25 protein-coding genes are annotated in these 25,771 nt (G+C 65.1%); 5 read left to right on the top strand and 20 right to left on the bottom strand.

Annotated features, from left to right (window positions below; genetic code table 11):
- Both AB7245_RS12160 and AB7245_RS12155 read right to left on the bottom strand, forming a co-directional pair.
- Entirely contained in the window at positions 1 to 732 is a 732-nt protein-coding gene (locus AB7245_RS12160; protein ID WP_085404442.1) for a cytochrome c biogenesis CcdA family protein, read from the bottom strand.
- A 207-nt stretch (positions 733 to 939) separates the two neighbouring features.
- Complete coding sequence (locus AB7245_RS12155; protein ID WP_028152051.1) at positions 940 to 1,206, bottom strand: hypothetical protein; 267 nt, start codon at positions 1,204 to 1,206, stop codon at positions 940 to 942.
- A gap of 482 nt (positions 1,207 to 1,688) precedes the next feature.
- Here AB7245_RS12155 and AB7245_RS12150 point away from each other — a divergent pair, with 482 nt between their 5' ends.
- The 4 genes from AB7245_RS12150 to AB7245_RS12135 all read left to right on the top strand — a co-directional run bounded on the left by AB7245_RS12150 (position 1,689) and on the right by AB7245_RS12135 (position 5,880).
- Positions 1,689 to 2,738 (top strand): LysR family transcriptional regulator, encoded by a 1,050-nt coding sequence (locus AB7245_RS12150; protein ID WP_038943246.1) that lies wholly within the window; start codon positions 1,689 to 1,691, stop codon positions 2,736 to 2,738.
- 25 nt (positions 2,739 to 2,763) lie between these two features.
- Positions 2,764 to 3,135: a helix-turn-helix domain-containing protein gene (locus tag AB7245_RS12145; protein ID WP_014497036.1), complete on the top strand. Its 372-nt coding sequence runs from the start codon at positions 2,764 to 2,766 to the stop codon at positions 3,133 to 3,135.
- Between the two features lie 397 nt (positions 3,136 to 3,532).
- Complete coding sequence (locus AB7245_RS12140; RefSeq protein WP_135215077.1) at positions 3,533 to 4,882, top strand: L,D-transpeptidase family protein; 1,350 nt, start codon at positions 3,533 to 3,535, stop codon at positions 4,880 to 4,882.
- 176 nt (positions 4,883 to 5,058) lie between these two features.
- Complete coding sequence (locus AB7245_RS12135; protein WP_085404443.1) at positions 5,059 to 5,880, top strand: enoyl-CoA hydratase; 822 nt, start codon at positions 5,059 to 5,061, stop codon at positions 5,878 to 5,880.
- A 15-nt stretch (positions 5,881 to 5,895) separates the two neighbouring features.
- Here the strand turns inward: AB7245_RS12135 and AB7245_RS12130 are convergent, their stop codons facing one another.
- The 9 genes from AB7245_RS12130 to AB7245_RS12090 all read right to left on the bottom strand — a co-directional run bounded on the left by AB7245_RS12130 (position 5,896) and on the right by AB7245_RS12090 (position 15,462).
- A complete protein-coding gene (locus AB7245_RS12130; RefSeq protein ID WP_085404444.1) occupies positions 5,896 to 6,318 on the bottom strand; it encodes an ASCH domain-containing protein in 423 nt (140 codons plus the stop codon).
- Between the two features lie 38 nt (positions 6,319 to 6,356).
- The gene (locus AB7245_RS12125) at positions 6,357 to 7,436 is read right to left on the bottom strand and encodes an isocitrate/isopropylmalate dehydrogenase family protein (protein ID WP_439034251.1); all 1,080 of its coding nucleotides are present in this window, start codon (positions 7,434 to 7,436) and stop codon (positions 6,357 to 6,359) included.
- A gap of 134 nt (positions 7,437 to 7,570) precedes the next feature.
- Complete coding sequence (locus AB7245_RS12120) at positions 7,571 to 8,638, bottom strand: alcohol dehydrogenase (RefSeq protein WP_135215076.1); 1,068 nt, start codon at positions 8,636 to 8,638, stop codon at positions 7,571 to 7,573.
- A 179-nt stretch (positions 8,639 to 8,817) separates the two neighbouring features.
- A complete protein-coding gene (locus AB7245_RS12115) occupies positions 8,818 to 9,789 on the bottom strand; it encodes an ABC transporter ATP-binding protein (RefSeq protein ID WP_085404447.1) in 972 nt (323 codons plus the stop codon).
- Positions 9,786 to 10,778, bottom strand: a complete 993-nt coding sequence (locus AB7245_RS12110) for an ABC transporter ATP-binding protein (protein ID WP_085404448.1) — start codon at positions 10,776 to 10,778, stop codon at positions 9,786 to 9,788. The genes AB7245_RS12115 and AB7245_RS12110 overlap by 4 nt, the downstream gene beginning before the upstream one ends.
- Entirely contained in the window at positions 10,775 to 11,647 is an 873-nt protein-coding gene (locus AB7245_RS12105) for an ABC transporter permease (RefSeq protein WP_085404449.1), read from the bottom strand. The genes AB7245_RS12110 and AB7245_RS12105 overlap by 4 nt, the downstream gene beginning before the upstream one ends.
- Positions 11,634 to 12,584, bottom strand: a complete 951-nt coding sequence (locus tag AB7245_RS12100; RefSeq protein ID WP_071915956.1) for an ABC transporter permease — start codon at positions 12,582 to 12,584, stop codon at positions 11,634 to 11,636. Before AB7245_RS12100 ends, AB7245_RS12105 begins: the two co-directional genes overlap by 14 nt.
- A gap of 7 nt (positions 12,585 to 12,591) precedes the next feature.
- Positions 12,592 to 14,136: an ABC transporter substrate-binding protein gene (locus tag AB7245_RS12095; protein WP_085404450.1), complete on the bottom strand. Its 1,545-nt coding sequence runs from the start codon at positions 14,134 to 14,136 to the stop codon at positions 12,592 to 12,594.
- 129 nt (positions 14,137 to 14,265) lie between these two features.
- A complete protein-coding gene (locus AB7245_RS12090; protein WP_354114745.1) occupies positions 14,266 to 15,462 on the bottom strand; it encodes a CaiB/BaiF CoA transferase family protein in 1,197 nt (398 codons plus the stop codon).
- Between the two features lie 192 nt (positions 15,463 to 15,654).
- On the opposite strand from AB7245_RS12090, the gene glgA reads away from it, so the two are divergent.
- Positions 15,655 to 17,070, top strand: a complete 1,416-nt coding sequence (glgA, locus tag AB7245_RS12085; RefSeq protein WP_085404452.1) for a glycogen synthase GlgA — start codon at positions 15,655 to 15,657, stop codon at positions 17,068 to 17,070.
- Positions 17,071 to 17,220: 150 nt separating this feature from the next.
- On the opposite strand, the gene AB7245_RS12080 is transcribed toward glgA, so the two are convergent.
- The 9 genes from AB7245_RS12080 to ccoO all read right to left on the bottom strand — a co-directional run bounded on the left by AB7245_RS12080 (position 17,221) and on the right by ccoO (position 25,767).
- Entirely contained in the window at positions 17,221 to 18,171 is a 951-nt protein-coding gene (locus tag AB7245_RS12080) for an oxygenase MpaB family protein (RefSeq protein WP_085404453.1), read from the bottom strand.
- A 77-nt stretch (positions 18,172 to 18,248) separates the two neighbouring features.
- On the bottom strand, positions 18,249 to 19,391 hold the full coding sequence (locus AB7245_RS12075) for a patatin-like phospholipase family protein (RefSeq protein ID WP_085404454.1): 1,143 nt from the start codon (positions 19,389 to 19,391) through the stop codon (positions 18,249 to 18,251).
- Between the two features lie 132 nt (positions 19,392 to 19,523).
- A complete protein-coding gene (ccoS, locus tag AB7245_RS12070) occupies positions 19,524 to 19,691 on the bottom strand; it encodes a cbb3-type cytochrome oxidase assembly protein CcoS (protein ID WP_014497059.1) in 168 nt (55 codons plus the stop codon).
- Entirely contained in the window at positions 19,691 to 21,880 is a 2,190-nt protein-coding gene (locus AB7245_RS12065) for a cation-translocating P-type ATPase (RefSeq protein ID WP_085404455.1), read from the bottom strand. The genes ccoS and AB7245_RS12065 overlap by 1 nt, the downstream gene beginning before the upstream one ends.
- An 11-nt stretch (positions 21,881 to 21,891) precedes the next feature.
- Complete coding sequence (locus AB7245_RS12060) at positions 21,892 to 22,377, bottom strand: FixH family protein (RefSeq protein ID WP_085404456.1); 486 nt, start codon at positions 22,375 to 22,377, stop codon at positions 21,892 to 21,894.
- A 15-nt stretch (positions 22,378 to 22,392) separates the two neighbouring features.
- The gene (gene ccoG / locus AB7245_RS12055; protein WP_085404457.1) at positions 22,393 to 23,859 is read right to left on the bottom strand and encodes a cytochrome c oxidase accessory protein CcoG; all 1,467 of its coding nucleotides are present in this window, start codon (positions 23,857 to 23,859) and stop codon (positions 22,393 to 22,395) included.
- A gap of 113 nt (positions 23,860 to 23,972) precedes the next feature.
- Entirely contained in the window at positions 23,973 to 24,848 is an 876-nt protein-coding gene (ccoP, locus tag AB7245_RS12050; RefSeq protein WP_085404458.1) for a cytochrome-c oxidase, cbb3-type subunit III, read from the bottom strand.
- Between the two features lie 6 nt (positions 24,849 to 24,854).
- Complete coding sequence (locus AB7245_RS12045) at positions 24,855 to 25,019, bottom strand: CcoQ/FixQ family Cbb3-type cytochrome c oxidase assembly chaperone (protein ID WP_014497064.1); 165 nt, start codon at positions 25,017 to 25,019, stop codon at positions 24,855 to 24,857.
- Between the two features lie 13 nt (positions 25,020 to 25,032).
- Positions 25,033 to 25,767 (bottom strand): cytochrome-c oxidase, cbb3-type subunit II, encoded by a 735-nt coding sequence (ccoO, locus tag AB7245_RS12040; protein WP_014497065.1) that lies wholly within the window; start codon positions 25,765 to 25,767, stop codon positions 25,033 to 25,035.
- Positions 25,768 to 25,771 lie beyond the last annotated feature (4 nt).

Raw genomic sequence — 25,771 nt, 5'->3', positions numbered from 1 at the left:
CTAACCGATCGTCTGCAGCGCCGGAAACGTCTCGAGCAGCCAGATGCTGACATTCGAGACCGTGCCGGTGAGGAAGCCGATGCCAGTGATCACCATCAGGACGCCCATGGCGCGCTCGACATTGACGAGCTGGCCCTTCATGCGCGCGAACAGCTTCGAGAACTGCTCGATCATCAGGGCGGCGATCAGGAAGGGAATGCCGAGGCCGGCCGAATAGACTGCGAGCAGGCCCGCCCCCTTCGTCACCGTCGCCTCCGCCGCGGCGATCGAGAGGATCGCGGCGAGGATCGGGCCGATGCAGGGCGTCCAGCCGAAGGCGAAGGCGAGGCCCATCACATAGGCGCCCCACAGGCCGACAGGCTTGGGCGCGGTCAGGCGCCCCTCGCGCATCAAAAGGCCGATCCGCGTCAGTCCCAGGAAGTGCAGGCCCATGATGATGATGACGATGCCGGCGAGGATCGACAGCTCGGCCGACCAGGCACGAATCAGCCCGCCGATCAGCGAAGCGCTGGCGCCGAGCGCCACGAACACCGTGGAGAAGCCGAGCACGAACAGGAGCGCCGACATCATGATGGCGCGCTTGGACGCCGAGGCCGGCTCCTTGTTCTCGACATGCTCGATCGTGGCGCCCGTGAGATAGATCAGATAGGGCGGAACCAGGGGCAGAACGCAGGGAGAGAGGAAGCTGACGAGGCCGGCAATCAGGGCCGCCGGGATCGAGACATTTTGCATGATGCAGTCGGAGCCATCTCAGGCTCTTTGGCCGCGCACCGGGAATGCGCGCGGGCGGGAGCCGAACCGGCTCTGGTGTAGCCGATGCCGGGGAATGCGCACAACAGAGGCGCACGAAACCAGGCTCCTCCCGATGCCGTCTGCGATCACAGATGCGGCATCGGGACGCGCACAAACCTCGCCAAAAAGCGAGACTCGGCGGCGCGGCTACTTCACCACGCGGAGCAGCGGACGCCGGGGCTGGTCCTGCGTCTGCTTGGAGGGGGGCTGCGGTTCGCTTCCAGCGCTCCGCAACATTTCGTCGCACAGCGCCTTGAGATCGGCACTGTCAATTCCTTTGAGCTTCATCCGCACGTCGAGGATGACGATGGACAGCAGCTCGGCCGACTCGCGGTTATTGCTCTCGTTGAGAACCTTGCGGCACTCCTCAAGCGTTTCCAGCACCGACTGCAACTGTTCGTCTGAATGCGACACCGGCGTTCTTTCCGTTAGTTCGGCCTGCGAGACGTGTTTGTGGAAATCCCCTCGGCCCCCATGGGATACCGAGAATAACACGAGGCGCCGACGCCTCCGAACATGATTTCAGTATGATTTTGCCGGGAAACCGTGGCTCCCGCGAACATCGACCCGCTGCGCGGGACGCCATTATCGTCGTGGCCGGGAGTCGAACGCGCGGCACTGGATGATCGACCCATTCCGCGCGGCGACAGCTCGCGCGCAAGGACTTCCGTGACGGAAAACGCCGACAATCCTGCAGCCATTTCAGGGCTCGCAACGGAACTCACGCCACACCCCTCATTCCAACGTTGGTCGGCCGATTCGATTCTCAGCCTTGGTAACACTCGGATACCGCCCACGAGGCAGTAACGATGGCGTTCAAAAGTCGCCGTTCCCCAACCCGCAGTGGTTGTGGTTTGCGCCCAATTCTGCCAGTTTAGCAACCCGAAGGGACTTGTATGCACTCCTTGGCGGAAAGGGGCGTTCCACAGGAGGAACGCCCAAAGATCAACATCAGCGGCCTCTCCGATTGGGATGCGGCCCGCATATTCCTGGAAGTCGTTCGATGCGGCAGTTTTCGCTCGGCGTCTGAACGCCTGTCGCTGTCGATCAACGCCGTCCGCCGCCGGATTGATGATTTCGAGCGCCAGACCGGCACCACCCTGTTCACCCGCGACGTCCACGGCACGCATCTGACCGATGAAGGTGCACTGGTGGTCTCCGCAGTCGAGCGCATGGAGGCGGCCGCCTTCGACGTGCTGCGCACCAGCGATTCGACGGCCAACGCCCTGTCCGGCGAAGTTCGCGTGGCCGTCACCGAGGGTCTCGGGACGTTCTGGCTCGCCCCGCGGCTGGTCGAATTCCAGCAGGCCTATCCGAAGATCCTGGTCGACCTGCATTGCGCGATGCGCTCGGCCGATGTCTCTCGTCACGAGGCCGACGTCGCCATCCATCTGTCGCGTCCCTCCGCGCTCGACGTCAAGCTGGTGCGGCTCGGCCGCATGCACCTGATGTTCTGGGCTTCGGAAAAATACCTTGAAAAACACGGCACGCCGCGCTCGGCGCTCGAATTGATCAAGCACCGCCTGGTGCTGCAATTCGCCGACCAGCTTGCCGCCAAGGAAACCTTCGAGAGCTTCTTCCCAGGCGTTCCGGAACGTGACCTGCTGGTCATGAAGACCAACGTCTCAAGCGCCAATTATTGGGCGGTCGCGAATGGCGCCGGCATCGGCGTATTCCCGAGCTACGCCATTGCGCTTGGCGGGAAGTTGATTCCACTGGAGGTCGAGCTGAACAGGCCGCTGGATATCTGGTTGTCCTACCACCCTGGTAGCGGCCGGATTCCACGTGTTCGGCACATGATTGACTGGCTGATCGAGGCTTTCAATCCGGCGCGATTCCCGTGGTTTAAGGAAGAGTTCGTGCATCCGCATGAATTCAAGGACGAGTATATGGGCGAACCCCTGACCCAGCTCTTCGGGGGATTTTCAACCGAAGAACAAAGGTGAGAGTATGAAAGCAGCGGCGAAAAGAATGAAGCAGCGCAGCGCCGGCAAGCCGGACATTGAGCTTGGCAAGCGGATCCGTCTGCGGCGCGTCGAGATGAAGATCTCGCAGGCCGAGCTCGGCGAGAAGCTCGGCGTGAGCTTCCAGCAGGTCCAGAAATACGAGAAGGGCGTCAATCGCGTCGGCGCGGCTCGGCTTCAGCAGATCGCCACCGCCCTCGATGTGCCCGTGACCTTCTTCTATGACGGCGACAACAAGGCGCGCGAAGTCGAGAGCCTGCTGTTCCTCGATTCCGCCTTCAGCCTCCGCCTGCTGCGCGCCTACAGCAAGATCAAGGACCAGACGGTGCAGCGTCAGCTCGTCTCGCTGATGGAATCGATCGCAGCGAACGAGGCCTGAGCCGATCGGGCTCCGACCTTTACGGCCGATGTTCAATCCGCCGCGTCACGGGGGCGCGGCCGGATTGAACGAGACCCAGTCCGCGCGCTTGCGCGCGGCTCTCCTTTCGGGGCGGCCAAGCCGCCCTTTTTTCTTGCGGATTTCTTGCTGCGGGTTTCCCGGCAATTTTGCCCGCCATCGCCGCGGATTTCGCGAACCCATCCCGCCCCTGCTGCGACCCAATCGAGACGCCCCGCCGCGAACGCGCGGGCTTTCGACTGCCGTGCTTAATGGGACCTCAACTCCGGGGCTCTAGCTTCCCGCCGATTTTTGCGAATCGGCGCACGCAGCGCGGCGAGCGGGAATTGCCAATGCGAGCGCCCGTCCGGGCCTCGTCCTCGTGGGGAAAATGGGACACATGTCGAAACGCCATGCGATGATCGTTGCCGTCGGCGTGCTCGCGAGCGCTTCCGCGCTGGCGCAAACCGAAACCACGGGACAGGCAAACCCGAGGCCGGCAACGGCGGCCGGTACGGTGCCCGCAGCGGCGAACCCGGCCCATGCTGCCGCGCCGAAGGCTGCCGCACCCGCTTCGACGGCGGAGAGCCGCTCCGCCGCGGCGCTCGCGCTGACGCACGAGCCAACCTATGACGAGGGCTCGGCCCAGCGCATCAAGGATGCCGCGCTCAGCTACTCCGATCTTGCCGTACGCGGCGGCTGGCCAGCCATCCCTGCCGATGCGAAGTTCGCCCTCGGCGTCCAGGGCGCCAGCGACGAGCTGCTGCGCAAGCGTCTGATCGTCTCCGGCGATCTCGCCGCCGACAAGGCCAGTGGCGCTTTCGATCAGGATCTCGCCGACGCCGTGAAGCGCTTCCAGGCCCGCCATGGCCTGGCGCCGACCGGCACGGTGACGCCGCGCACGGTCGCGGCGATGAACGTCTCCGTGCAGAAGCGCATCCGGCAGCTGGAGGCTTCGCTCCAGCGGCTCGAGAACATGAATTTCGGCTTCGGCCAGCGCTATGTCGTGGTCAACATCCCCGCCGCGTTTGCCGAAGCGGTCGAGAACGATGTGGTGGTACGGCGCTATCGCGTGATCGTCGGCAAGACCGAAAAGCCCTCGCCGACCCTGACGGCCCAGATCACCAGCGTCGTGCTCAATCCGACCTGGACGGTGCCGTCCTCGATCGCCAAGACCGAGATCTCGGCGCATATGCGCAAGGATCCGACCTATTTGTCGCGCATGCACATGGAGGTGCTCGACGCCCACGACAATCCGATCGACCCGCATTCGGTCGACTGGTCGGGCACGCACACGCCGAACTTCACCGTGCGCCAGCACAACGGCACCTTCAACGCGCTCGGCGCGGTGAAGATCGACATGCCGAATTCCTATTCGGTCTATATGCACGACACCAACCAGCGCAATCTGTTCAGCGACGACTACCGCTTCGATTCCCATGGCTGCTCGCGCGTCGACAATGTGCGCGATCTCGCCGCCTGGCTGCTGAAGGACCAGCCGAAATGGAGCCGCGCCGCGATCGATACGGAGATTGCGAGCGGCCAGCACCTCGAGGTCGCCATGGCGAAGAAGGTGCCGGTGGCCTGGATCTACCTCACCGCATGGATGACCAAGGACCAGACCGTCCAGTTCCGCAACGACGTCTATGATCAGGACGAGCAGTTGCTGGAGGCCACCGCCGAAGAGGCGGCGTTCTTCAGCAATGCAGGCAGCCATCCCCTGACCGCGCACATGCACGCAACGCAGTAGAGCATGATCCGGAAAAGTGTGCAGCGGTTTTCCGAAAAGATCATGCTCAAGGTATAACCGCTTCTCGCGCCATGCAATCGCGGCACAGGCGGATGCAAAGCCGCGTCCCTCGTCGCGGTTGACCCGGGCCGCGCCCCGGCCGCACATTGCGCCCGGCCTACGACAGCGAGCGCGCAATGCCTGACATTTCCAGCACGACCGAAACACCCCATGCCGACGGCAAGATCCTCAAGCAGGTCATCGACGGCGTCGGCGTGATCACCTTCAACAATCCCGACAAGCGCAACGCAATGTCGCTGGAGATGTGGGAGGGATTTGGCGAGGCGCTGACGAGCCTGCGCGATGACGAGACGGTGCGCGTCGTGATCCTGCGCGGCGCCGGCGGCAAGGCATTCGTCTCCGGGGCCGACATCAGCCAGTTCGAGAAGACCCGCCACAACGCGGCGGCGTCCGAGGAATATGCCAGGCGCAGCGCCGCACAGCGCGCGCTGCTCGCCGACTATCCCAAGCCGACCATCGCCTGCATCGAGGGCTTTTGCCTCGGCGGCGGCATGCAGGTCGCGATGCTCGCCGACATCCGCCTCGCCGCGCATGGCAGTCAGTTCGGCATTCCCGCGGCAAAACTCGGCATCGCCTACGGCTATGACGGCTTGAAGCATCTGGTGTCGCTGGTCGGTCCGTCCTGGGCACGGCTTCTGATGTACACGGGCATGCGGATCGATTCCGCCGAGGCGCTGCGCATTGGCCTCGTCGAGCGCTTGTTCCCGATCGACGAGTTGTGGGGTGAGACGATGACGATCGCGCAGACCATCTCCGAGAACGCCCCACTCGCGATCAAGGCCGCCAAGATCACCATCGCGCAGGTGTTGAAGGACGAGAGCCAGCGCGACCTGGAGGCAATCAGGGCGATCGGTCACGCCTGCATGGACAGCGCGGATTTTCGCGAGGGCCGGCAGGCCTTCATGGAAAAGCGCAAGCCGCAGTTTACGGGCAAGTAGCCTCGGCGTCCGGGCTCAGCAAGGCGCGGGCGTCAGCTTCTGATCACCAAACACCTCGATCAGGCGAAAGCGCTCGCACATCAGCATCATGTCCTCGCTGAATCGCCCGAGCCGGCCGAAATAGGTCCGATGGGCGCTGCGCCAATAGGCGAGGCTTCGATCGCCTTCGCCCTCATCGTGCGCAAACGCGGCATCGACGTCATTGAAGCGCCGATAGGTGATCTCGACGGATTCGATGACGCAGCGCGGTTCTCCCCGTCCGTCAAGCACGACCCAGAGTTCACCGGGCGTGGACGTGTTCGGTTCGTCCTCCGTGCTGCAAGTCGCGGTCTTGACGCCCTTGACGACGAGTTCGACCAATTCATCCGCGAGCGCAGGATTGTCGCCGAAGGCGAAGGTCCTGAGGTGCCGATAGTGCTCGGGAACCGGATTGCTCATTGACTTCCGGCTCCTCCGATATCGACCGCCTGCGGTAACTACAGCGCAGCGAGCACCGCTTTCGTAATGTCAGCCGTGCCATTGCTGCCGCCGAACTCCATCGGCTTGATGCCGCCGGCGTAGATCTGATCCACTGCACGCTCGATCTGCTCGCCGGCTTCCGCCGCGCTCTCGACGCCGTGCTTGTCGGCGAGCCAGTCCAGCATCATCGCCGCCGACAGGATCATGCCGGTCGGATTGGCCTTGCCCTGCCCCATGATGTCTGGTGCGGTGCCGTGGCAGGGCTGGAACACGGCATATTTGTCGCCGATATCGGCGGACGGCGCCATGCCGAGGCCGCCGATCAGGCTCGCGGTGATGTCGGAGACGATGTCGCCGAACATGTTCTCCATCACCATCACATCGAAATCCCAGGGACGCTTCACCAGCATCGCCGAGCAGGCATCGACATAGAGCCGGTCGGTCTTCACGTTCGGATGCTTCTTCTCGATCTCGTCGAAGATGCCGCGGAAGAATGCAAAGGCCTTGAACACGTTCGCCTTGTCGACGCAGGTCAGCATCCCCGGCTTGCCGCGCGCCTTGCGCCGCTCGGCGAGCCGAAACGAGAACTCGAACAGGCGCTCGGAGGTCTTGCGCGTGATCACCATGGTCTCGCGCGCGTCCTCATGGGTGACGATGCCCTTGCCCATCGAGGCGAACAGGCCTTCGGTGGATTCGCGGATCACGACGAGATCGATGCCGCGCTGGTCGGCGCCGACGATCGGGCTCGGCACGCCCGGAATGAGCCGCGCCGGGCGCACGCCGGCATAGAGATCGAAGATGAACCGCAGCTCGATCTGTGGCGCGATCTCGGTATTATCGGGGTAGCGGACCGACGGCAGGCCGCAAGCGCCGAGCAGGATCGCGTCGGCCTCCTCGCAGAGCTTGATAGTGGAATCCGGCATCGACTTGCCGGTCGCGAGATAATTGTTGGCGCCGGCGGGCGCCTCGGTGAAGCGGAAGTTCAGGCCGGACTTCGCCTCGATCTTGCGCAGGACTTCGATGGCCGGTGCCATGACTTCGGGACCGATGCCGTCACCGGCGAGCACGGCAATGTGGAAGGCGTTGTTTGCGGACATTTGAGAGACCTTAGGAAGGACGAGCCAAGGACGTCATTGCGAGGAGCGAAGCGACGAAGCAATCCAGACTGTGTCCGCCGAGGGATTTCTGGATTGCTTCGCTTCGCTCGCAATGACGGAGGAGAGAGCGTTTATTACGGCGTCAGCACCGTGCGACCGACCACCGCGCCCTGCTGCAATTGCACCAGCGCGTCGTTGGCCTTGTTGAGCGGCTGGCGCGTCACCGGGATCGGCGGCACGTTCTTCGCGCGCACGAGGTCGAGCAACTCCTGGGTCTCGCGCAAATTGCCGACATAGCTGCCCTGGATCGTCACCGCCTTGATCGGGATCAGCGGCAGCGCCCAGGTCGCGCCGCCGCCGAACAGGCCGACGATGACGAGCTTGCCGCCCTTGGTCAGGCAATCGAAGCCGAGTTGCGTGGTCGCGGCGTTGCCGACGAGATCAATCACGGCGCGGATCGGCCCGCCCGCCTTTTTGGCAAGCTGCTCCAGCGCGTCCGGCGCCTTGGGATCGACGGTCGCGAGCGCACCGGCCTTTTCCGCGGCCTCGCGCTTCCTGGCGTCGATGTCGACCATGATCGCGCCTCTTCCGCCCATTGCCTTCAGCAGCGACAGCGCCATCAGGCCAAGGCCGCCGGCGCCGAACATCACGATCGGCGTGTCAAAATGCTGCTCGACCTTCTTCAGCGCGCTGTAGGTGGTGACGCCAGAGCAGGCGTAGGGCGCCGCCGAGGCGGGATCGAGCCCCTTCAGGTTGAGCAGATAGCGCGGATGCGGCACCAGCATGTGGTCGGAATAGCCGCCGTCGCAATAGACGCCGAGCGAGCGCGGCGTCAGGCACATGTTCTCGTCACCGGCCAGGCACGTGGCGCACTTGCCGCAGCCGATCCAGGGATAGACGAGGCCGACATCGCCGAGCCTGAGATCGCCCTGGTCGGTCGGCTTCACGTCGGGGCCGAAGGCTGCGATTTCGCCGACCGTCTCATGGCCCATGGTCAGCGGCAGATTGATGCCGCGGTCCTTCAGCGACAGCGGCTTGCGGCCGTGGCCGAGATCGTAGCCACCTTCCCAGATGTGGAGGTCGCTGTGGCAGACGCCGGCGGCCTTCACCTTGATCAGCACCTGCGTGCCCGACGGCTGCGGCGTGGCCTCGTCGAACTCCTGCAGCGGCGCCTTGAAATCGGCGACCTTGAAACTCTTCATCGGCGTCCTCCCGGCATACTTCTTGTCGTCGCCACCATGCCATGACCGGCGGGGCGAAACAAATCCGGGAGCCGTCTTACAGCGTTTTCGAGCGAAGTGGATACCGGTTCGCGTAAAGAAAACGCGTCAAAACGAGAATCTAGAGCCCCGTTCCGATCACATCGGAACGGGGCTCTAGTTTAGGCCAGCGGATGGTGGCAAGCCGCGAACTGGCCGGGTGCGACCTCGCGCAACTCCGGTATCTCCGCGCTGCACCGCTGGTCGGCCCGCGGGCAGCGGGTGCGGAAGCGGCAGCCGGACGGCGGCGCAATCGGCGATGGTGGCTCGCCGGTCGCCACACTCTCGACGGGACGCACGTCCGGATCGGGCACCGGGATCGCCTGCAACAACAGGTCCGTGTAGGGATGCGCGGGCCTTGCGAACAATTGCTCCGACGGCCCGACCTCGCAGAGGCGGCCGAGATACATCACCGCGACGCGGTCGCTGACCGCTTTCACCACCGCGAGATCATGCGCGATGAACAGCAGCGTCAGGCCGAAGCGCGCTTTCATCTCCTCGAGCAGATTGAGGATCTGCGCGCGGATGGAGACGTCGAGCGCCGAGACCGGCTCGTCGCAGACGATGAATTCGGGGTTGAGCACCAGCGATCGTGCGATGCAGATGCGCTGGCACTGGCCGCCGGAGAATTCGTGCGGCAGGCGGCCCGCCACGATGTCAGGATCGAGCCCGACCGCGGACAACACCTCGTGAACGCGCCGCTTGCGTTCGGCGGCATCCTTGACGCCGGCGATGATGAGCGGCTCGGCGACGATATCGCCGATGCGCCGGCGCGGATTGAGCGAGGCGATCGGGTCCTGGAAGATCAATTGCACGCGGCGGCGCATCTTGCGCAGCGCCTCGCCTTCCATCGCGGTGAGGTCCTCGCCGTCGAACAGCACGCGGCCGGATTTGGCGCGGCGCAATTGCAGCACCGCGCGCCCCAGCGTCGACTTGCCGCAGCCGGATTCGCCGACCAGGCCCAGCGTCTCGCCGCGCGCGACCTGGAGGCTGACGCCGGAGACCGCGTGCACCGTCTTGTTGCCGAGACCATATTCGACGACGAGATTGTCGACGTTCAGGAGCGGCTCGGCGGGCATGGCAAACTGCATCATGCGTCAATCCCCTCCGTCATCTGGATGGGGTTGAAGCAGGCATAGAGATGCCCCGGCATCTCCGCGCCCTTCAATTCGGGCTTGGCCTCGTGACAGCGCCCTGCGGCATAGCGGCAGCGTGGCGCAAACGAGCAGCCTTTAAGTGGCCGGGTCGGATCGGGCGGACGGCCGGAGATGGCGGGCAGCGGCGTATGCGGCGCGGTCTCCAGCTTCGGGATCGCCGCCAGCAGCGCCTCGGTATAGGGCATGTGCATGCGCTTGAACAACGCCTGCGTCGGCGCGCGCTCGACCACCCTGCCCGCATACATCACCGCGACCTCGTCGGCGCGGCCGGCGACGACGCCGAGATCGTGGGTGATGATGATCATCGCCATGTGGCGGCGGCGCTGCTCGCGCGCCAGCAGATCGAGGATCTGCGCCTGGATCGTGACGTCGAGCGCCGTGGTCGGCTCGTCCGCGATCAACAGTTTCGGCTCGCAGGACAGCGCGATCGCAATCGCGATGCGCTGGCGCATGCCGCCGGAACATTGATGCGGATATTGCGCGAGCCGCTGCTCCGGCGCCGGAATGCCGACGGCGGCGAGCAGCTCGATGCTGCGCTTCCGCGCCGCCGGCGCATCCAGTTCGAGATGCTCCTGGATCGTCTCCATCAGCTGGGTGCCGATGGTCAGCACCGGGTTGAGCGAGGTCATGGGGTCCTGGAACACGACCGCGAGGTCGCGCCCGCGCAGGCGCCGCAGGCTTTCGGCATCGAGCCGCACCAGGTCCTGGCCGTCGAACATCACGCGCCCGGTCAGCTTCGCCTTCTTCGGCAAGAGCTGAAGCACCGCGCGCGACAGCATGGTCTTGCCGCAGCCGGATTCGCCGACGATGCCGAGCGTGCGGCCCGCCTCCAGCGACAGATCGACATGATCCACAGCGCGCAAATTGCCGCGGGGGGTCGGCAGTTCGACCGCCACGTCCTCGATGGTCAGAAGCGGCGCGCTCACAGCGCCCCCTGACGCGGGTCGGTCAGCGCCCGCAAGGTGTCGCCGACCAGGTTGAAGGCCAGCACGGTCAAGAACAGCGCCGTTGCCGGCAGGAAGGCCAGCCGCGGCGCGACGTCGAGGCTGTCGCGCCCCTCGCCGATCATGCTGCCCCAGCTCGCCATCGGCGGTGGCACGCCGAGCCCGAGGAAGGACAGCGCGCCCTCGACCACAATAGTGACGGCGACGCCGAGCAGGAAGAAGGCCAGCAGCGGCAGGATCACGTTCGGCAGCAGCTCGCGCAGCAGGATGCGCGCATGGCTGGCGCCGAGCGCCTCGGCAGCGATCACGAACTCGCGCCGCGCGAGCGTCAGCGTGGCCGCGCGCGCTACCCGCATGAAGGCGGGAATGCCGAGCACACCGAGGATCAGGGTGAGATTGGGAATCGACTGGCCGAGATAGGCGGTCACCGCGAGCGCGAAGATCAGCGGTGGAAACGCCAGCAGCACGTCCATGCTGCCGACCACCAGCGTCTCGAACCGGCCGCGGAAATAGCCGGCGAGGAGACCAAGCGCGCCGCCGAGCGCAAGGCCGATCATCGGCGCGATCAGCCCCACCGTCAGCGACACCCGCGCGCCAAAGATCAGGCGGGCGAATTCGTCGCGGCCGAGCCCGTCGGTGCCGAGCCAGTGTTCCCCGGAGAACGCCGCACGGCGCTCCAGCATGTCCATGTCTACAGGATTCTGCAGCGGCAGCACCGGCGCGAGAATCGCGAGCGTCAGGACAATCGCGAGCCAGGCACTTGCCGACCAGAACAGAATGCCGAGCTTGCGCCGGCGCCGAACCGGCTCGGAGACCGCCTCGTCCTGCATCGACAGCTCAAGCGTGGCCATGGCGGATCCTGGGATCGAGCACGGCGTAGAGCATGTCGACGATGAAATTGACGAGGACGAAGCCGCAGGCGACCAGCAGCACCACGCCCTGGAGGATGACGAGATCGCGGGTGTAGATCGCGCCAACCAGCAAGCGGCCGATGCCCGGCAGCGCGAAGATCGATTCCACGATCAGCGTGCCGCCCAGCAGGCGACCGATGTTGATGCCCGTCACCGTCACCAGGGTCAGCGACGATGGCTTGAGCGCATGCACAAACAGGATGCGCGCGGGCTTGAGGCCTTTCGCCTTGGCGAGCGCGATATAGTCCTCCTGCAAGGTCGCGATCATGTCGGAGCGCAGCACCCGCATGATTCCAGGCCATTCCGCCAGCGCCAGCGTCAGCGCCGGCAGCACGAAGAAGCGCAGGTTCGACAGCGGCTCCTCGGTGAACGGCACATAGCCGGTCGCCGGCAGCCAGCGCAACTCGACCGCGAACAGATAGATCAACAAAATTGCCATCAGGAAGGACGGCATCGACAGCATGGCGAAGGCGCTGCCGGTCATGAAGCGGTCGAAGGCGCCACCGGCGCGCGCAGCGCAGGCGATCGCGAGCGGAACGCCGATCAGGAGCCCGATGAATTCGGCCATCAGCATCAGCTCGAGCGAGACCGGAATGCGCTCGGCCACCGCCTGCAACACCGTCTGCCCGGTGCGGAAGGAGCGGCCGAGATCGCCCTGAAGGACATGGCCGAGCCAGCTCAGGTAACGCCACCACAGCGGCTGGTCGAGCCCCATGTCACGGCGCAGCGCCGCGACATTCTCCGGCGTCGCCTGATCGCCGAGGATGACATAGGCAAGGTCGCCCGGCAGCAACGCGGCGATCAGGAAGGTGAGCAGCGAGACGGCGAGCAGCACCGGCAGGATGGCAAGGAGCCGCCGCACGACGAAGTTCAGCATCGCGCGGTCATTCCAGCCAGGTGGTCGAGACGTCGATCACGCCGTTGTAGATTTTCGGAAAGCCCTTCAGCTTGGCGCTCGACAGCGCGTAATAGGTGTTCTGGAAGGTCCAGAACCAGATTGCCTCCTTGTTGATCAGGCGGCTGATCGCGCAATAGTCCTCGATACGCGCGGCGGGATCGGCGGTGACGCGGGAGTGGTCGAGCAGCCGATCGAGCTCCGGATCGGCGAAGTTGGCCAGCGCCAGCGGGCTGCCGCTGCGGAAGTTCGCATACATCTGCGGATCGGGATCGGCGAGGTCGACGATGCGCCAGGGTATGAGCTGGAACTGACGCATGAAGGCGCGCGGCGGGATGGTGGCCTGGTCGACCTGCTCGATCTCCATGTTGGCGCCGGCGCGCTTCCAGAATTGCTGGAGCACCTGGCCGATCATGCGGCCGCGGGGCGTCGCAGTCACCATCGTCTTGAATTCGACCGGCTTGCCATACTCCTTGATCAGCGCCTTGGCCTTCTCGACGTCGAACGGCAGCGCGCCGTCGTCCTTGCACTTGACCCAGGAGCCGTCGCCGTAGGGATTGGTCGCGGGCCGGCTCAGGCCGTTGCTGATCGCCTGCGACATCTTCGGGCGGTCGATCGCCATCACCAGCGCCTGCCGCACGCGGACGTCGTCGAACGGCGCCACCTTGGTGTTGAAGGCATAGACCTGCGCGCCCGAGCCTTTATAGGTGTGCACGGTGAGCTTGGAGTCCTTCTGCGCCTTCATGATGTTGTCAGCGTCGTTCTCGTCGTCCCAGATGATGTCGGCCTCGCCCGATTGCAGCGAGGCGAAACGCGACTGGGCGTCGGGCAGCGGCTTCAGGATGATGCGGTCGAGATAGGGACGGCCCTTGTCCCAGTAGCCCGGGTTCTTCTCCAGAACCATGCGATCGCCGGCCGTCCATGATTTCAGGATGTAGGGACCGGTGCCGACGGGATTGCGATTGTAGTCGTCGCCCTTGGTCTTCCACGCCGTCGGCGAATGCACGACGTTGTTCTGGCTCTGGATGGTGTTCGTCGCCGGCAAATTCACGGAAGGATCGGTGAGATTGTAGACGACAGTATATTCGTCGGGCGCCTGCACCTCCCTAACGTTGGTGATGTAGAAGGCGCAGCGGCACTTGTTGGCGGGGTCCTTCTGCCGATCGAAGTTCTCCTTGAAGGCTTGCGCATTGAACGGCGTGCCGTCGTGGAATTTCACGCCCTGGCGCAGCTTGAAGGTCCAGGTCTTGTAATCGTCGGAATGGGTCCAGGACACTGCCAGCTTGGGCGCGGCCTCGCCCTTGTCGTCGAGCGTGGTGAGCGTATCGAAGATCGCGGCCGCAGCGGTGAAGGTCGAGGTGTCGTAGACCCCGACCTTGAGCGGATCGAAGCCCGTAATCTCCAGCTCCTGACCGACGGTGATGCTGCCGCCCGCCTTCTGCGCCTGTGCCGGCTCAGCCGGCGGAAGGAGAGCAAATGCCGCAACAAGGAAAATCGGCGCGTGCTTGCGCGCCGCGGCAGCAAGGTTCGTCATGGTTCCTCCCGGGATCCCTCGTCCGATGTTTCGGATCGTTGAATGACTCGGGCGAGATTGGCGATAAATGTTCGCCACGGCAAGAGGAACACGCGAGTGATCAAACGCTGTAGTGGTGCTGCGATGCGCTCAGTTTGTCGCAGCCGTTTTGCCTGACGGAATTGGCGCATCGCCGGCGAGGCCGATCTCCTCGCACAATTCGTCCGTGTGCTCGCCGAGCACGGCCATCGTCTTGGCGGGCGTGGTGTCGGCGCCCGACATCCGGAACGGCAGATTGAGCACCTGGAACGAGCCACCCTCGTCCTCGACGGACGAGAGCGCCTGCCGGTGCGCGAGTTGCGGATCGGCCAGCGCCTCGGACGCGGTGCGATAGGCCGAGGCCGGCACACCAGCCGCGCCAAGCGCGACAAGACACGCGTCGGTCGTGAGCGGCCGCGACCAGGCCTCGACGCCGTCCATCATGTCGGCCCAGTTCTCGCGGCGCGCGGCGTAGGTGGAGAAGCGCGGATCGGAAATCCATTCGGGACGGCCGATCACACCCATCAGGCACTGAAACGTCTTCTCGCTCGCGACCGTGATCATGACATAGCCATTGGCCGTCTCGGTCGGCCCGAACATCGGGCGCGGCGGTGGCTTCACCGCGAATTGCGAGCTCTGCAGCTCGACCACCGTCAAGGTCAGCATCGATTCCAGCATCGAGACGTCGATGTGCTGGCCCTGCCCGGTCACCGTGCGCTGATAGAGCGCCGACGCAATCGCGCCGAAACCGTAAGTGCCGGTGACGACGTCGGCATGGTAGATGCCGCAATAATCCGGCCGGCTGCGGCCGGGCTGATAGGCGAGATGCGCCATGTCGTAGCCGGAGGCCGCATGGATTACCGGCGCGTAGGCCGGCAGCTCGGCCGAGGGACCGGTCTGGCCGTAGCCCGAGATCGAGCAATAGATCAGCTTGGGATTGACCGGGCGCAGGCGGTCATAGTCCAGCCGCAGCCGGTGCATCACGCCGGGGCGAAAGTTCTCGACCAGGATATCGGCGGTCGCGGCGAGCCGGCGCACCGCCTCCTTGCCCTCCTCGGACTTGAGATCGAGCACGACGCTTTTCTTGCCGACGTTGAGCTGGCCGAATACGGTGCTGCACCCCTTGCGCAGCGGCGGCCGGGTGCGCATCGTCTCGCCGCCGTCGGTCTCGATCTTGATGACCTCGGCGCCCATGTCGGCAAGCATCCGCGCACAGTGGGGGCCGGCGATGGTGGTCGAAAAATCCAGGACCCTGAGGCCCGCGAAGGCCTTTGTCGTCGTCCCCTCATGCTTATCTGCTAACGGCATGCCTGCTGCGCCCCTCGGCCTCTTAGGAACTATCGAAGTTCTCTCTTGTTGATGCGCCGACCCTAGAGGGCGGCGGGTGCGTAGGAAAGTCTTTACCGAACGGACGCGTCTCACGGGCGGGCTTGGGAATTCCAGGACAACTGGACCCGTTCTTGCATAGCAACAGACGGGATCGGAAGAGGGCAGCTGTTCTTGAGGGTCTTGTTCGTCACAACCGAGATGGACGATTTCGTCCGCGTTGGCGGACTCGGCGCCGTTTCCGCTGCACTTCCCAGGGCGCTTCGCCCTCTCGCCGATATCCGGGTCATGTTGCCCGGCTACCGCGACATCATCGAACAACTCACGCATATTCAGATCGTTGGCCGCTGCCCGGCGTTTGCGGAGATGCCGGCCTGCTCGCTCGGGCGGGCTGCGACCAAGGACGGGCTGCCGGTCTATGTGCTGTTGTGCTCACAACTCTACGACCGGCCCGGCAATCCCTATGGCGACGAGTCCGGACGCGACTGGCCGGACAACGACATCCGCTTCGCGCGCTTTGCCTCGGCTGCCGCTGAGCTGGCCATGGGCAAGCTGGACAAGAATTGGGCAGCAGACCTGGTCCATGCCAATGACTGGCAGGCCTCGCTCGTGCCGGCCTACCTCGCGTGGCGCGGGGCCAGGCTGCCGTCGATCCTGACCATCCACAACCTCGCCTACCAGGGACTCTTCCCGAAGGACTCGCTGCGGCGGATCGGCGTCCCCGAGAGTTCCTTCCATATCGACGGCGTCGAATTCTACGACCAGCTCTCCTTCCTCAAGGCCGGGCTGGTCTATGCCTCGCACCTCACTACCGTGAGCGGCACCTATGCACGCGAGATCACGACGGAGGAATTCGGCTGCGGCCTCGAAGGCCTGCTTCGTGTCCGCTCCGACGCGGCCGAGCTCACCGGCATCCTCAACGGCATCGACGAGAGCTGGGACCCGCGCTCCTGCTCCCAGCTGGCCCAGCAGTTCGGCGCCGGCGACTGGGTCGGCAAGAAGGCCAATGCGGATTATATCCGCAAGCAGTTTGGCCTGGCGGTCTCGCGCGGGCCGATGTTCGCGATCGTCGCACGCCTCGTGCACCAGAAGGGCATCGACCTCGTGCTGTCGGCCGCCGACGAGATCATCGATGCCGGCGGGCAGATCGTGGTCACCGGCTCCGGCGAGCCGGCGCTCGAGCAGGCGCTGATCGACGCGCATCGCCGCCGCCCCGACGCGATCGGGGTCACGATCGGCTTCAACGACGCCCAGGCGCGGCGCATCTTCGCGGGCAGCGATTTCACATTGATGCCGTCGCGCTTCGAACCGTGCGGGCTCAGCCAGATGTACGCCCAGCGCTTCGGCTCACTCCCGATCGGTCACCAGACCGGCGGCTTGGCCGAAACCATCACCGACGGCGAGACCGGCTTTCTGTTCTCGCAGCCCTCGCGCGCGTCCTTCCTCGGCGGCGTCCGCCGCGCCTTCTCAGCTTTCGTGGCGCATGACCAGCTCGACTCCATGCGTCGCAGCGCGATGGGACGTTCGTTCTCCTGGAGCATCTCGGCCGGCAGTTATAGCGCGCTGTATAGGAGGCTGGCGTCGGTGTGAGGCGACCTCCCCGTCATTGCGAGGAGCGAAGCGACGAAGCAATCCAGACTGTCTCCGCGGCGACAGTCTGGATTGCTTCGCTGCGCTCGCAATGACGATGTGGAGAGAGGCGCGCCACTCTATCGCCCGTCACTCCAAGAGCTGAGAACCTCACCCCTTCCCGCGCACATCCATTTGCGGCCGCCCGATCCAGGCGCGATTGAGACACCGGGTCATCCAGTCGGGCTGCGGCTCGCCCCGCAGCCGCGCCTGCGCTTCCTGGTAGGGACCGACATAGCGCAGCCGGTCTGGCAGTTTGGGATAGACGCGCCTGATCCATCTCAGCGCATTGTCGGCTGCCCGCTTGTCGCGCTCGTCGAATTCAAACCCGAAGCCCGCTCGCAGGCGCTCCGGCAACAAGCTCGCCGTGAGCGCGCGATACCATCGCGGTGGTCGCAACCACGGACGGGCGCCGCCAAGGATCTGCGCGGCGATCTCGCGCGCCGCCGGGCTGACGGTCAGCGTATCCGACTGCGCCATCGCCGCGGTGTAGGCCGCAAAGCCGGACCAGTCCGCGGGCAAATCGTCGGCCGTCAATCCGAACAAGGCGCCGAACATCCGGCTCTCGCTCCAGTAGCGCTCGCGCTCCTCCGCCGAGAGCGGCGGAAGGACCAGGTCATGTGCCATCACCGCGGTCTCGACCAGCGTCGCATGAACCCAGCGCAGCGACGGAATGTCATTGGCGCAGTAGCGCGAGCCTGCCGCGAACGGACCGACGGCCTCGGGCATCGCGCCGACGATCATGCTGTGGCGCCGATGCAATTGCCGGGACGACAACTGCGCCCGGTCGAGCGAGCCGAACACCATCGCAAAGACAATGTCGAAGGTACGATGGAAGCGACCGATCGGATCGGCAAGGGTCCGCGAATGCTCCGCGATGGCGGCAGCGACCCAGGGATGCGCCAGCTGCAACAACAGCGCACGGCCGGCGCCAAGAAAGATGACGGCCTCCCGGTCGATCTGCCAGGTCACCGTGTCAGGGCCGAACACGCCCGCAACCGGTCCCGCCGCGTCAGCGCGGACCTGATCGAGGGCCAATTCCAGATCGTTCCCGGATACCAACTGCAAGGCCTCTCAAAAGCGGACGACGACCGACAATCCGCAGGGCCTGTGGCAATTCGATGAAAGCGGACGCGGCCCTACTCCGCCGCCATCGGCATCTCGTCCATATGCTCGTGCAGCACCACGCCGGCGAGCGGATCGAATTCGCCGATCCACGGCTTTCGCGCGAGCACTGATTTCGTGTGAACATAGCCAGCATGCCAGCGCCGCGTAATGCCTGACGGACTGAAGTCGATATCCTTGGTATGGGTTTCGCGATCGAGCTGGGGCGCCAGCAGTCGCACCACATGCATGCGGGTCGGACAGCCGTAGCTCACCAACTCCCTCACCGCGGGATCGTTGCGCTCGGTCTCGGGCAACCGCGCGGCAAGCTGGTTGATGACATGGCGCAGGCGATGGGCCTGCTGCTGCCGCACGATCTGGCTCGCGATGCGGCTGGAGTACTGCACGTCCTTGTGGCGGTTCAAGACCTCCGCCATCGTGATCGGCTCGGCGCCGACGGGATTCCATAGATGCACGGAGAAGATCAGCGAATCCCTGCGTGGGTTGTCGTCGAATACGGCCTCCGTCGGCGTGTTCGACAGGATGCCGCCGTCCCAATACAGCTCGCCATCGATCCGCACCGCCGGGAACGCGGGCGGCAGCGCGCCCGAAGCCATGACATGCTTCACCGTCAGCTCGCCGTCGCGGCTGTCGAAATAGCGCATTTCGCTGGTGCCGACATGAGCCGCACCGACCGTCAGTCGCGGCGCGCAGCGATTGGCCAGATCGAAATCGACCAGCTCGCTCAGCGTCTTCTCCAGCGGTGCAGTCGAATAGAAGCCGGCATGATCGGCGCCGAGCGGAAAGGAATCTCCCGCATGCGCCAGCGGGGTGGGCCGGAAGAAGCCGGGAATGCCGTTGGTGACAGTCGACAAATAGGCGAGCTTCTCGCTGAAGTCGGGAAAGGCGCCGCCCAGAGCCCAGACCGGATTCTGCTCCATCCGCTTCCAGAACTCCTTCAGGCGCGCGAGCCTGTTTTCCGGCGCATTACCGGCGATCAGGCTCCCGTTGATGGCGCCGATCGAGGTGCCGATGACCCAGTCCGGCTCGATCCCGGCCTCGTGCAGGGCCTGATAGACGCCCGCCTGATAGGAGCCGAGCGCACCGCCGCCTTGCAGCACCAGCACGACCTGTCCCGGCAGATCGTTAGGCCCGCACACTCCGACATTTTTCTGCATGCTCGTCACGCTCCTGCTCCGGAGAGCCTGCCCCGTCGCTTCTACGCAAAATCTTCCGGCATTGTTACGCCCGGCGACCGCCGGCCGTCCAGCGACCATGTCCGAAAAGGGCAGCGCGGAACCAACGGAGCGTTAACGCTTGACCGGGGCGTCCTGCGGCGGCTCGTCGTCGGCGATAGCCCGCCACGCCGCGCCGTCGAGATCGTCATATTGGCCGCTCCGCAGCGACCAGAGGAAGGCGACGAGACCCGCACCGCCGAGCATCAGCGCCAGCGGCACCAGGATGACCAGGATTTCCATCACACGATCTCCCGCGCAGCTCCGCGCGCGCGCAACGAATTCAGCATCACCAGGATCGAGGATCCGCTCATGGCCGCCGCCGCGATCAGGGGCGTCACCACGCCGCTGATCGCGACCGGAACTGCGAGAACGTTATAGCCGATCGCCAGCCAGAGGTTCTGCCGCATCAGATGCAGCGCCTTGCGCGCGGAGTCGATCGCGGCGACGACAGGCGCCAGCGGCCGGCCGAGGAAGACGAGATCGGCGGTCGCCTGGCTGAGATGCGCGGCCGAGATCGGCGACATCGAGACATGGGCCGCCGCCAGCGACGGCGCGTCGTTCATGCCGTCGCCGACCATCAGCACTTTTGCGCCGCGCCGCTTCAGTTCCTCGATCCGTGCGATCTTGTCGGCCGGCGTGACACCGGCGCGCCATTCGGCGATGCCCAGCGCATGGGCCGCCGCGATCACCGCGGGCTCGCGGTCGCCGGAGAGAATCTCGATGCCGATATTGCGCGCCTTCAGCGCCGCGATCACGGCCTGCGCGTCCGGCCGCAGGCCCTGGCGCACCGAGAGGATGAACTTTTCAGTCCCTTTGCTGAAAGCCACGATAGAGGCCTCGGGATCGAGCGTGGCGCTGCCGACCAGCGCTTCGGCGCCGCAGAATAACGGACGGCCAAGGCGAAGCTCGACACCGTCCACCACAGCGCGCACGCCCTGCCCGGCCTCCTCGACCGCGCCAACGATCGGCGACCTTGCACCGGCGGCCTGCGCGACGGCGGCGGCAACGGGATGGTGGCTCGACAGCGCGAGCCGCCCGGCAAGTGCAAAAATGTCGGCGGGAATATCGGCCGCGTTCATCACTTCGAGATCGGGCAGCGTCAGCGTGCCGGTCTTGTCGAAGATGACGTGGTCGGCCTCGGCGAGCCGCTCGATGGCGTCGCCGGAATTGAGCAGCACGCCAGCTTTGAACATCGCGCCCGAGGCCACCGTCTGCACGGTCGGGATCGCGAGCCCGAGCGCGCAGGGACAGGTGATGATCAGCACGGCCACGCCGGTCACGATCGCATCGTGCCAGCCGGCGCCCGCGATGACCCAGCCCAAAATGGTGATCAGCGCGGTCGCATGCACGACTGGCGCGTAGAGCCGCGAGGCGCGATCTGCGAGCCGCATGTAGCGCGAGCGTGCCTGCAGCGCGTTGTCGAGCAGCCGCGTGATCTCGGCGAGCAGCGTCGCCTCCGACGCAGCCGAGACCCGCACCCGCAGCGTGCCGGAGATGTTCATGGAGCCCGCATAGACCGCCGTGCCCTGCTCCGCCGTGACATACAGCGTCTCGCCGGTGATCAGGCTCTGGTCGATCTCGGAACGCCCCTCGATCACGGTGCCGTCGACGGCGCAACGCTCGCCGGGCCGGAGCAGCACGATGTCGCCGGGATGGATCGCCGCGACCGGCACCTGCGAAATCTCGTCGGGCCCGACGAACTTGGCCGCGGTCTCCGCCTTCAGCGCGGCGAGATTGCCGGCGACCGCGCGGGTCCGCCGCCGCATGTTCTGGTCGAGGACGCGGCCGACCAAAAGAAACGTGAGCAGCATGATCGCCGCGTCGAAATAGGCGTGCTCGGCGTGATGGATGGTCTCGACCACGGACATGCCGAGCGCAAGGCACACCCCGATCGAGATCGGCACGTCCATGTTGGTGGTCTTGGCCGACAGCGCGCGCCAGGCCGAGCGGAAGAACGGCTGGCCGGCATAGGCTGCCGCCGGCAGCGCGATCAGCGCCGACAGCCAGTGGAAGAAATCGCGCTGCTCCGGCAGCATGTCGGAGACGTTGCCGGACCAGACCGGGATCGACAGCATCATCACGTTCATGGTGGCGAACGCGGCGACGCCGAGGCAGCGCAGCAGGAAGCGGGATTCCGCCACTTCCGTCGCTTCCGCGCTCTCGGTCTCGTAAGGATAGGCCTTGTAGCCGAGCTCTTCCAGCCGATCGATGAAGCGGGCCGGGTCGAGCGTGCCCTGCTTCCATTCCAGCGCGACGCGGCGGTCGGTGAGGTTCACGCGCGCCAGCGTGACGTCGGGGATGGCCGACAGTCCGCGCTCGATCTTGGCCATGCAGCCGGCGCAGTGAACGCCCTCGACCGCGAGATCGATGTGCTTGATACCCTCGCCCGCGGCCCGGACGTAATGCGAAAAATCCCGCGTGACCTGCATGACGAATTCCCTCAGTTCAGGATCACGCGGTTGCGCGACATGAACACGCGTGTTCCCCGCGCCGCGCCTTCGATCACGAGATCCCACTGGCCCGGCGCAACCGACGCGGCATTGCCGCGATAGATGCCGATGCCGGCTTCCGACAGCTCGACTGCGAGATCGGCGCGCTTGTCGGTCGGCCGCTCCAGGCGTCCGCCGAATTTCAACCCGCTCATCGGCTGGCCGCTCGCATCGCGCGCCTCGACCTGAAGCGAGGCAGCGCCATCGGCGCGGCGCTCGATATGGGCGTTGACCTTCCAGTTGCGCGCGGCCTGGTCCTGTGCTGCCGAGATCTCGCGGTCATAGGTGAGGCCCGCGGCATAGGGGCTGTCGACGTCGGTGCCGGGCAGCGTCGCGATCGCGAGCTTCATCATGGTCACGTTCACGCCGATCACGAGCCCGAAGAAGGCGACCAGCATCAGGAACACTTTTGTTCCGGTCAGCGGCTTGGTGGCCATGGCAGTCTCCTGATCCTAGGGCGAGACGAAGTTGTCGGTGGCGGTGGCGACCTCACCGAGCCCGATGTCGGTGACGTGGAAGCGAACGGGAACCGACTTTTCCGGATTGCTCTCCGCCGGCGCAGTGACCAGCAGGCGCAGCTCGCTGGTGGAGTCGCGCGGGATCACGATCATCGGCCTATCCGGCGTCACGGAATCAATGCCGACGACGTGCGTGGTCAGGTTGGCCGGACCGTTCGCGTCGATCGCGATGACGCGGTCATAGCCGCTCTTGTTCAAGAGCCGCACCGTATAGGCATTGCGGATCGAGCCATCGCTGAGCCTGACCGCGACCGGGTTGCGGTCGTGCAGCACGTTGACGTCGAGCAGGCTGCGGGTCGCGAGCGTGTAGATCATGATGCCGCCAACCGCCGCGATGATCGCGCTGTAGGCGACGGTGCGGGCCCGGACGATGCGGTAGAGCGGCGCCTTGCCTTCCTGGCGGCGCTGGATGTTGATGTCGTTGTCGTAGCCGATCAGCCGCTTCGGCCGGCCGATCTTGGTCATCACGTTGTCGCAGGCGTCGATGCAGAGCCCGCACTGGATGCATTCGAGCTGCGGCCCGTTGCGGATGTCGATGCCGGTCGGGCAGACCGCGACGCATTGATAGCAGTCGACGCAGTCGCCGACGTGTTCGCCGAGCGCGCGCAGCTCGATCGCCTTCTTCACCGAAGTGCGCTTCTCGCCGCGGTCGTAGCGATAGGTGACGTTGAGCGCCCATTCGTCGGTGAGCGCGGCCTGGATGCGCGGCCACGGGCACATATAGGTGCAGACCTGCTCGCGCATGAAGCCGGCCAGGACGTAGGTCGTCGCGGTCAGGATGCCGATCCAGATATAGGCGATCATCGGCGCCTGGAACGTGACGAGCTCCTTCACCAGCGTCGGCGCGTCGTTGAAATAGAGCACCCAGGCGCCGCCGGTCCACCAGGCGATCAGGAGCCAGATCGAATGCTTGAGCACGATCTCGGAGATGCGCTCCAGCTTCATCGGATCGGACGACTTGTCCTTCTTCATCCGCTCGCGCCGGTCGCCCTCGACCAGCCGCTCGACCGCGTAGAACAGATCGGTCCACACCGTCTGCGGACAGAGATAGCCGCACCAGATGCGGCCACCGACCGAGTTCATCAGGAACAGCGCCACCGCGGCGACGATCAGCAGGCCGGTGAAGTAGTAGATCTCCTGCGGCCACAGCTCGATGAAGAAGAAGTAGAAGCGGCTGTTGGGAAGATCGATCAGCACCGCCTGGCTGGGAGCACCGATGCCGCGATTCCAGCGCACGAACGGGAGGAAGTAGTAGACGCCGAGGCAGAACGCCATCAGGCCCCATTTGATCCGGCGGAACGTACCGGAGACGCTCTGGGGATACACCTTCTTCTGGGCTACGTAGAGCGGCCCGTTGTCATCGTTCGATGTGAGGTCGTTCGGGTTCACGGTCTTGTTCATCGCCAAGAAGCTTCTCGAAAAGGTGCGATTAAACCTAGACCCGACGCGAGCGCGTCAGTTGATCCAGCTCAAGCGGGGGCACTTTATGTTCGCCCCCGCATGTCGCGAGCAGGCTATTTTCCACCGCCCAGCGAGTGGACGTAGACCGCCATCGCCTTGATGGTGGCGGGATCGAGCCGCCCTTCCCAGGCCGGCATCACACCGGCGCGGCCCAGGCTGATGGTCTCGACCAGGCTCGCTTCGTCCGAGCCGTAGAGCCAGATCTTGTCGGTCAGGTTCGGGGCGCCCATCTCCGGGTTGCCCTTGCCGCCGTCACCGTGGCAGGCGACGCAATTCTCCGCAAAGATCTTCTCGCCCTTGGCAGCATCAAAGCCCTTGCGGGTCGAGAGGCCCGACAGCGACCGCACGTAATTGGCGACCGTGACGATCTCGTCGCCCTTCAGCACGCCGTCCTTGCCGAAGGCGAGCATCTGGCCCTCATGCGCCTTGGCATGGCCGGAACGCGCGCCGAACTGGATGGTCTGCATGATCTGGTCGAGCGTGCCGCCCCACAGCCAGTCGTCGTCGTTGAGATTCGGAAAGCCCTTTGCGCCGGCGCCGCCGGAGCCGTGGCATGGCGCGCAATTGTCGCCGAACACGGTCTTGCCCTTGGCCCGCGCAAGCGCCAGCAAGGCCGGGTCCTTCTCGATGTCGGCGAGCGAAGCGGCGCCCAGCGCCGCCATCTTGTCACCCCGGACCTTCTCGAGGTTGGCGAGCTCGACCGCGACGTCGGCACGCGAGGAATAGCCGAACAGGCCCGTGGTATTGCTGGAGATCAGCGGCCAGGCCGGATAGACGATCCAGTAGCCGATCGCCCAGACGATGGTGAGGTAGAATGAGATCACCCACCAGCGCGGCAGCGGCGTGTTGAGCTCCTTGATGCCGTCCCACTCATGTCCGGTCGTGGACTTGCCGGTGACGGAATCGATGTCGCTATGATGGTCGGTCATGATCTCTTACTCCTCCCGCAACGGCAGGCGCGCCGCTTCGTCGAAAGCGGCCTTGTTGCGGGGCCATAATGCGTAGGCGATGATCGCGAGAAAGATCGCGACGAACACCGGCGTCCAGATCGTGGTCACCAGACCAGACGCGAGATTGTCGAGTGTCAGGATGGCTTTCATCGGTGATGCCTTCTCAGCGAAGATTGGCTTTCTCGTTGTAGAGCTTGAAGTCGACCAGCGTGCCGAGCATCTGCAGGTACGCGATCAGCGCGTCCATCTCGGTCGGCGTGCCGGCCTTGCCGTCGAAATTGCGCACGACGGCCTTGGCGTAGCGCTTGCCGAAGGCGTCGGAGCCGGCATTGTCGGGATCGGCCTGGGCCTTCAGATCGGCGCCTGCGTTCGCGATCTGGTCGTCGGTGTAGGGCGTGCCGATGGCCTTGAGCGTCTTCATGTGGTCGGCGATCGTATCGGGATCGACCTCGGTCTGGCTCAGGAACGGATAGCCCGGCATCACCGACTGCGGCACGATCGCGCGCGGGTTGGTCAGATGGGTGACGTGCCAGTCGTCGGAATATTTGGCGCCGACGCGGGCGAGGTCCGGACCGGTACGCTTCGAGCCCCACTGGAACGGGTGGTCGTACATGCTCTCGGCGGCGAGCGAGAAGTGGCCGTAGCGCTCGACCTCGTCGCGCAGCGGGCGGATCATCTGCGAATGGCAGAGATAGCAGCCTTCGCGGACATAGACGTTGCGGCCCGCAAGCTCCAGCGGCGTGTAGGGCCTGACGCCGTCGACCGCCTCGATCGTGCTCTTGAGGTAGAACAGCGGAGTGATCTCGACGAGACCGCCGATCGCGATCACCAGCAAGATGCCGACGATCAGGACGATCGAGTTCTTTTCGAAGATTTGATGGCGTGTCCAGAACGACATGGAA

Origin of the sequence: Bradyrhizobium sp. 604_D8_N2_3, from assembly GCF_051810765.1 — a bacterium.
In the GTDB taxonomy this organism is placed as follows: domain Bacteria; phylum Pseudomonadota; class Alphaproteobacteria; order Rhizobiales; family Xanthobacteraceae; genus Bradyrhizobium; species Bradyrhizobium barranii.
The sequence above is the reverse complement of the archived record's forward strand: the minus strand, read 5'-3'. Positions and strand labels throughout refer to the sequence as shown.

Excerpts from the sequence above, each read along its gene's own strand:
- AB7245_RS12160 (WP_085404442.1), bottom strand. The coding sequence starts at position 732 with ATGCAAAATGTCTCGATCCCGGCGGCCCTGATTGCCGGCCTCGTCAGC.
- AB7245_RS12150 (WP_038943246.1), top strand. The coding sequence starts at position 1,689 with ATGCACTCCTTGGCGGAAAGGGGCGTTCCACAGGAGGAACGCCCAAAG.
- AB7245_RS12145 (WP_014497036.1), top strand. The coding sequence starts at position 2,764 with ATGAAGCAGCGCAGCGCCGGCAAGCCGGACATTGAGCTTGGCAAGCGG.
- AB7245_RS12140 (WP_135215077.1), top strand. The coding sequence starts at position 3,533 with ATGTCGAAACGCCATGCGATGATCGTTGCCGTCGGCGTGCTCGCGAGC.
- AB7245_RS12135 (WP_085404443.1), top strand. The coding sequence starts at position 5,059 with ATGCCTGACATTTCCAGCACGACCGAAACACCCCATGCCGACGGCAAG.
- AB7245_RS12130 (WP_085404444.1), bottom strand. The coding sequence starts at position 6,318 with ATGAGCAATCCGGTTCCCGAGCACTATCGGCACCTCAGGACCTTCGCC.
- AB7245_RS12125 (WP_439034251.1), bottom strand. The coding sequence starts at position 7,436 with ATGTCCGCAAACAACGCCTTCCACATTGCCGTGCTCGCCGGTGACGGC.
- AB7245_RS12120 (WP_135215076.1), bottom strand. The coding sequence starts at position 8,638 with ATGAAGAGTTTCAAGGTCGCCGATTTCAAGGCGCCGCTGCAGGAGTTC.
- AB7245_RS12115 (WP_085404447.1), bottom strand. The coding sequence starts at position 9,789 with ATGATGCAGTTTGCCATGCCCGCCGAGCCGCTCCTGAACGTCGACAAT.
- AB7245_RS12105 (WP_085404449.1), bottom strand. The coding sequence starts at position 11,647 with ATGGCCACGCTTGAGCTGTCGATGCAGGACGAGGCGGTCTCCGAGCCG.
- AB7245_RS12100 (WP_071915956.1), bottom strand. The coding sequence starts at position 12,584 with ATGCTGAACTTCGTCGTGCGGCGGCTCCTTGCCATCCTGCCGGTGCTG.
- AB7245_RS12095 (WP_085404450.1), bottom strand. The coding sequence starts at position 14,136 with ATGACGAACCTTGCTGCCGCGGCGCGCAAGCACGCGCCGATTTTCCTT.
- AB7245_RS12090 (WP_354114745.1), bottom strand. The coding sequence starts at position 15,462 with ATGCCGTTAGCAGATAAGCATGAGGGGACGACGACAAAGGCCTTCGCG.
- AB7245_RS12075 (WP_085404454.1), bottom strand. The coding sequence starts at position 19,391 with ATGCAGAAAAATGTCGGAGTGTGCGGGCCTAACGATCTGCCGGGACAG.
- ccoS (WP_014497059.1), bottom strand. The coding sequence starts at position 19,691 with ATGGAAATCCTGGTCATCCTGGTGCCGCTGGCGCTGATGCTCGGCGGT.
- AB7245_RS12065 (WP_085404455.1), bottom strand. The coding sequence starts at position 21,880 with ATGCAGGTCACGCGGGATTTTTCGCATTACGTCCGGGCCGCGGGCGAG.
- AB7245_RS12060 (WP_085404456.1), bottom strand. The coding sequence starts at position 22,377 with ATGGCCACCAAGCCGCTGACCGGAACAAAAGTGTTCCTGATGCTGGTC.
- ccoG (WP_085404457.1), bottom strand. The coding sequence starts at position 23,859 with ATGAACAAGACCGTGAACCCGAACGACCTCACATCGAACGATGACAAC.
- ccoP (WP_085404458.1), bottom strand. The coding sequence starts at position 24,848 with ATGACCGACCATCATAGCGACATCGATTCCGTCACCGGCAAGTCCACG.
- AB7245_RS12045 (WP_014497064.1), bottom strand. The coding sequence starts at position 25,019 with ATGAAAGCCATCCTGACACTCGACAATCTCGCGTCTGGTCTGGTGACC.
- ccoO (WP_014497065.1), bottom strand. The coding sequence starts at position 25,767 with ATGTCGTTCTGGACACGCCATCAAATCTTCGAAAAGAACTCGATCGTC.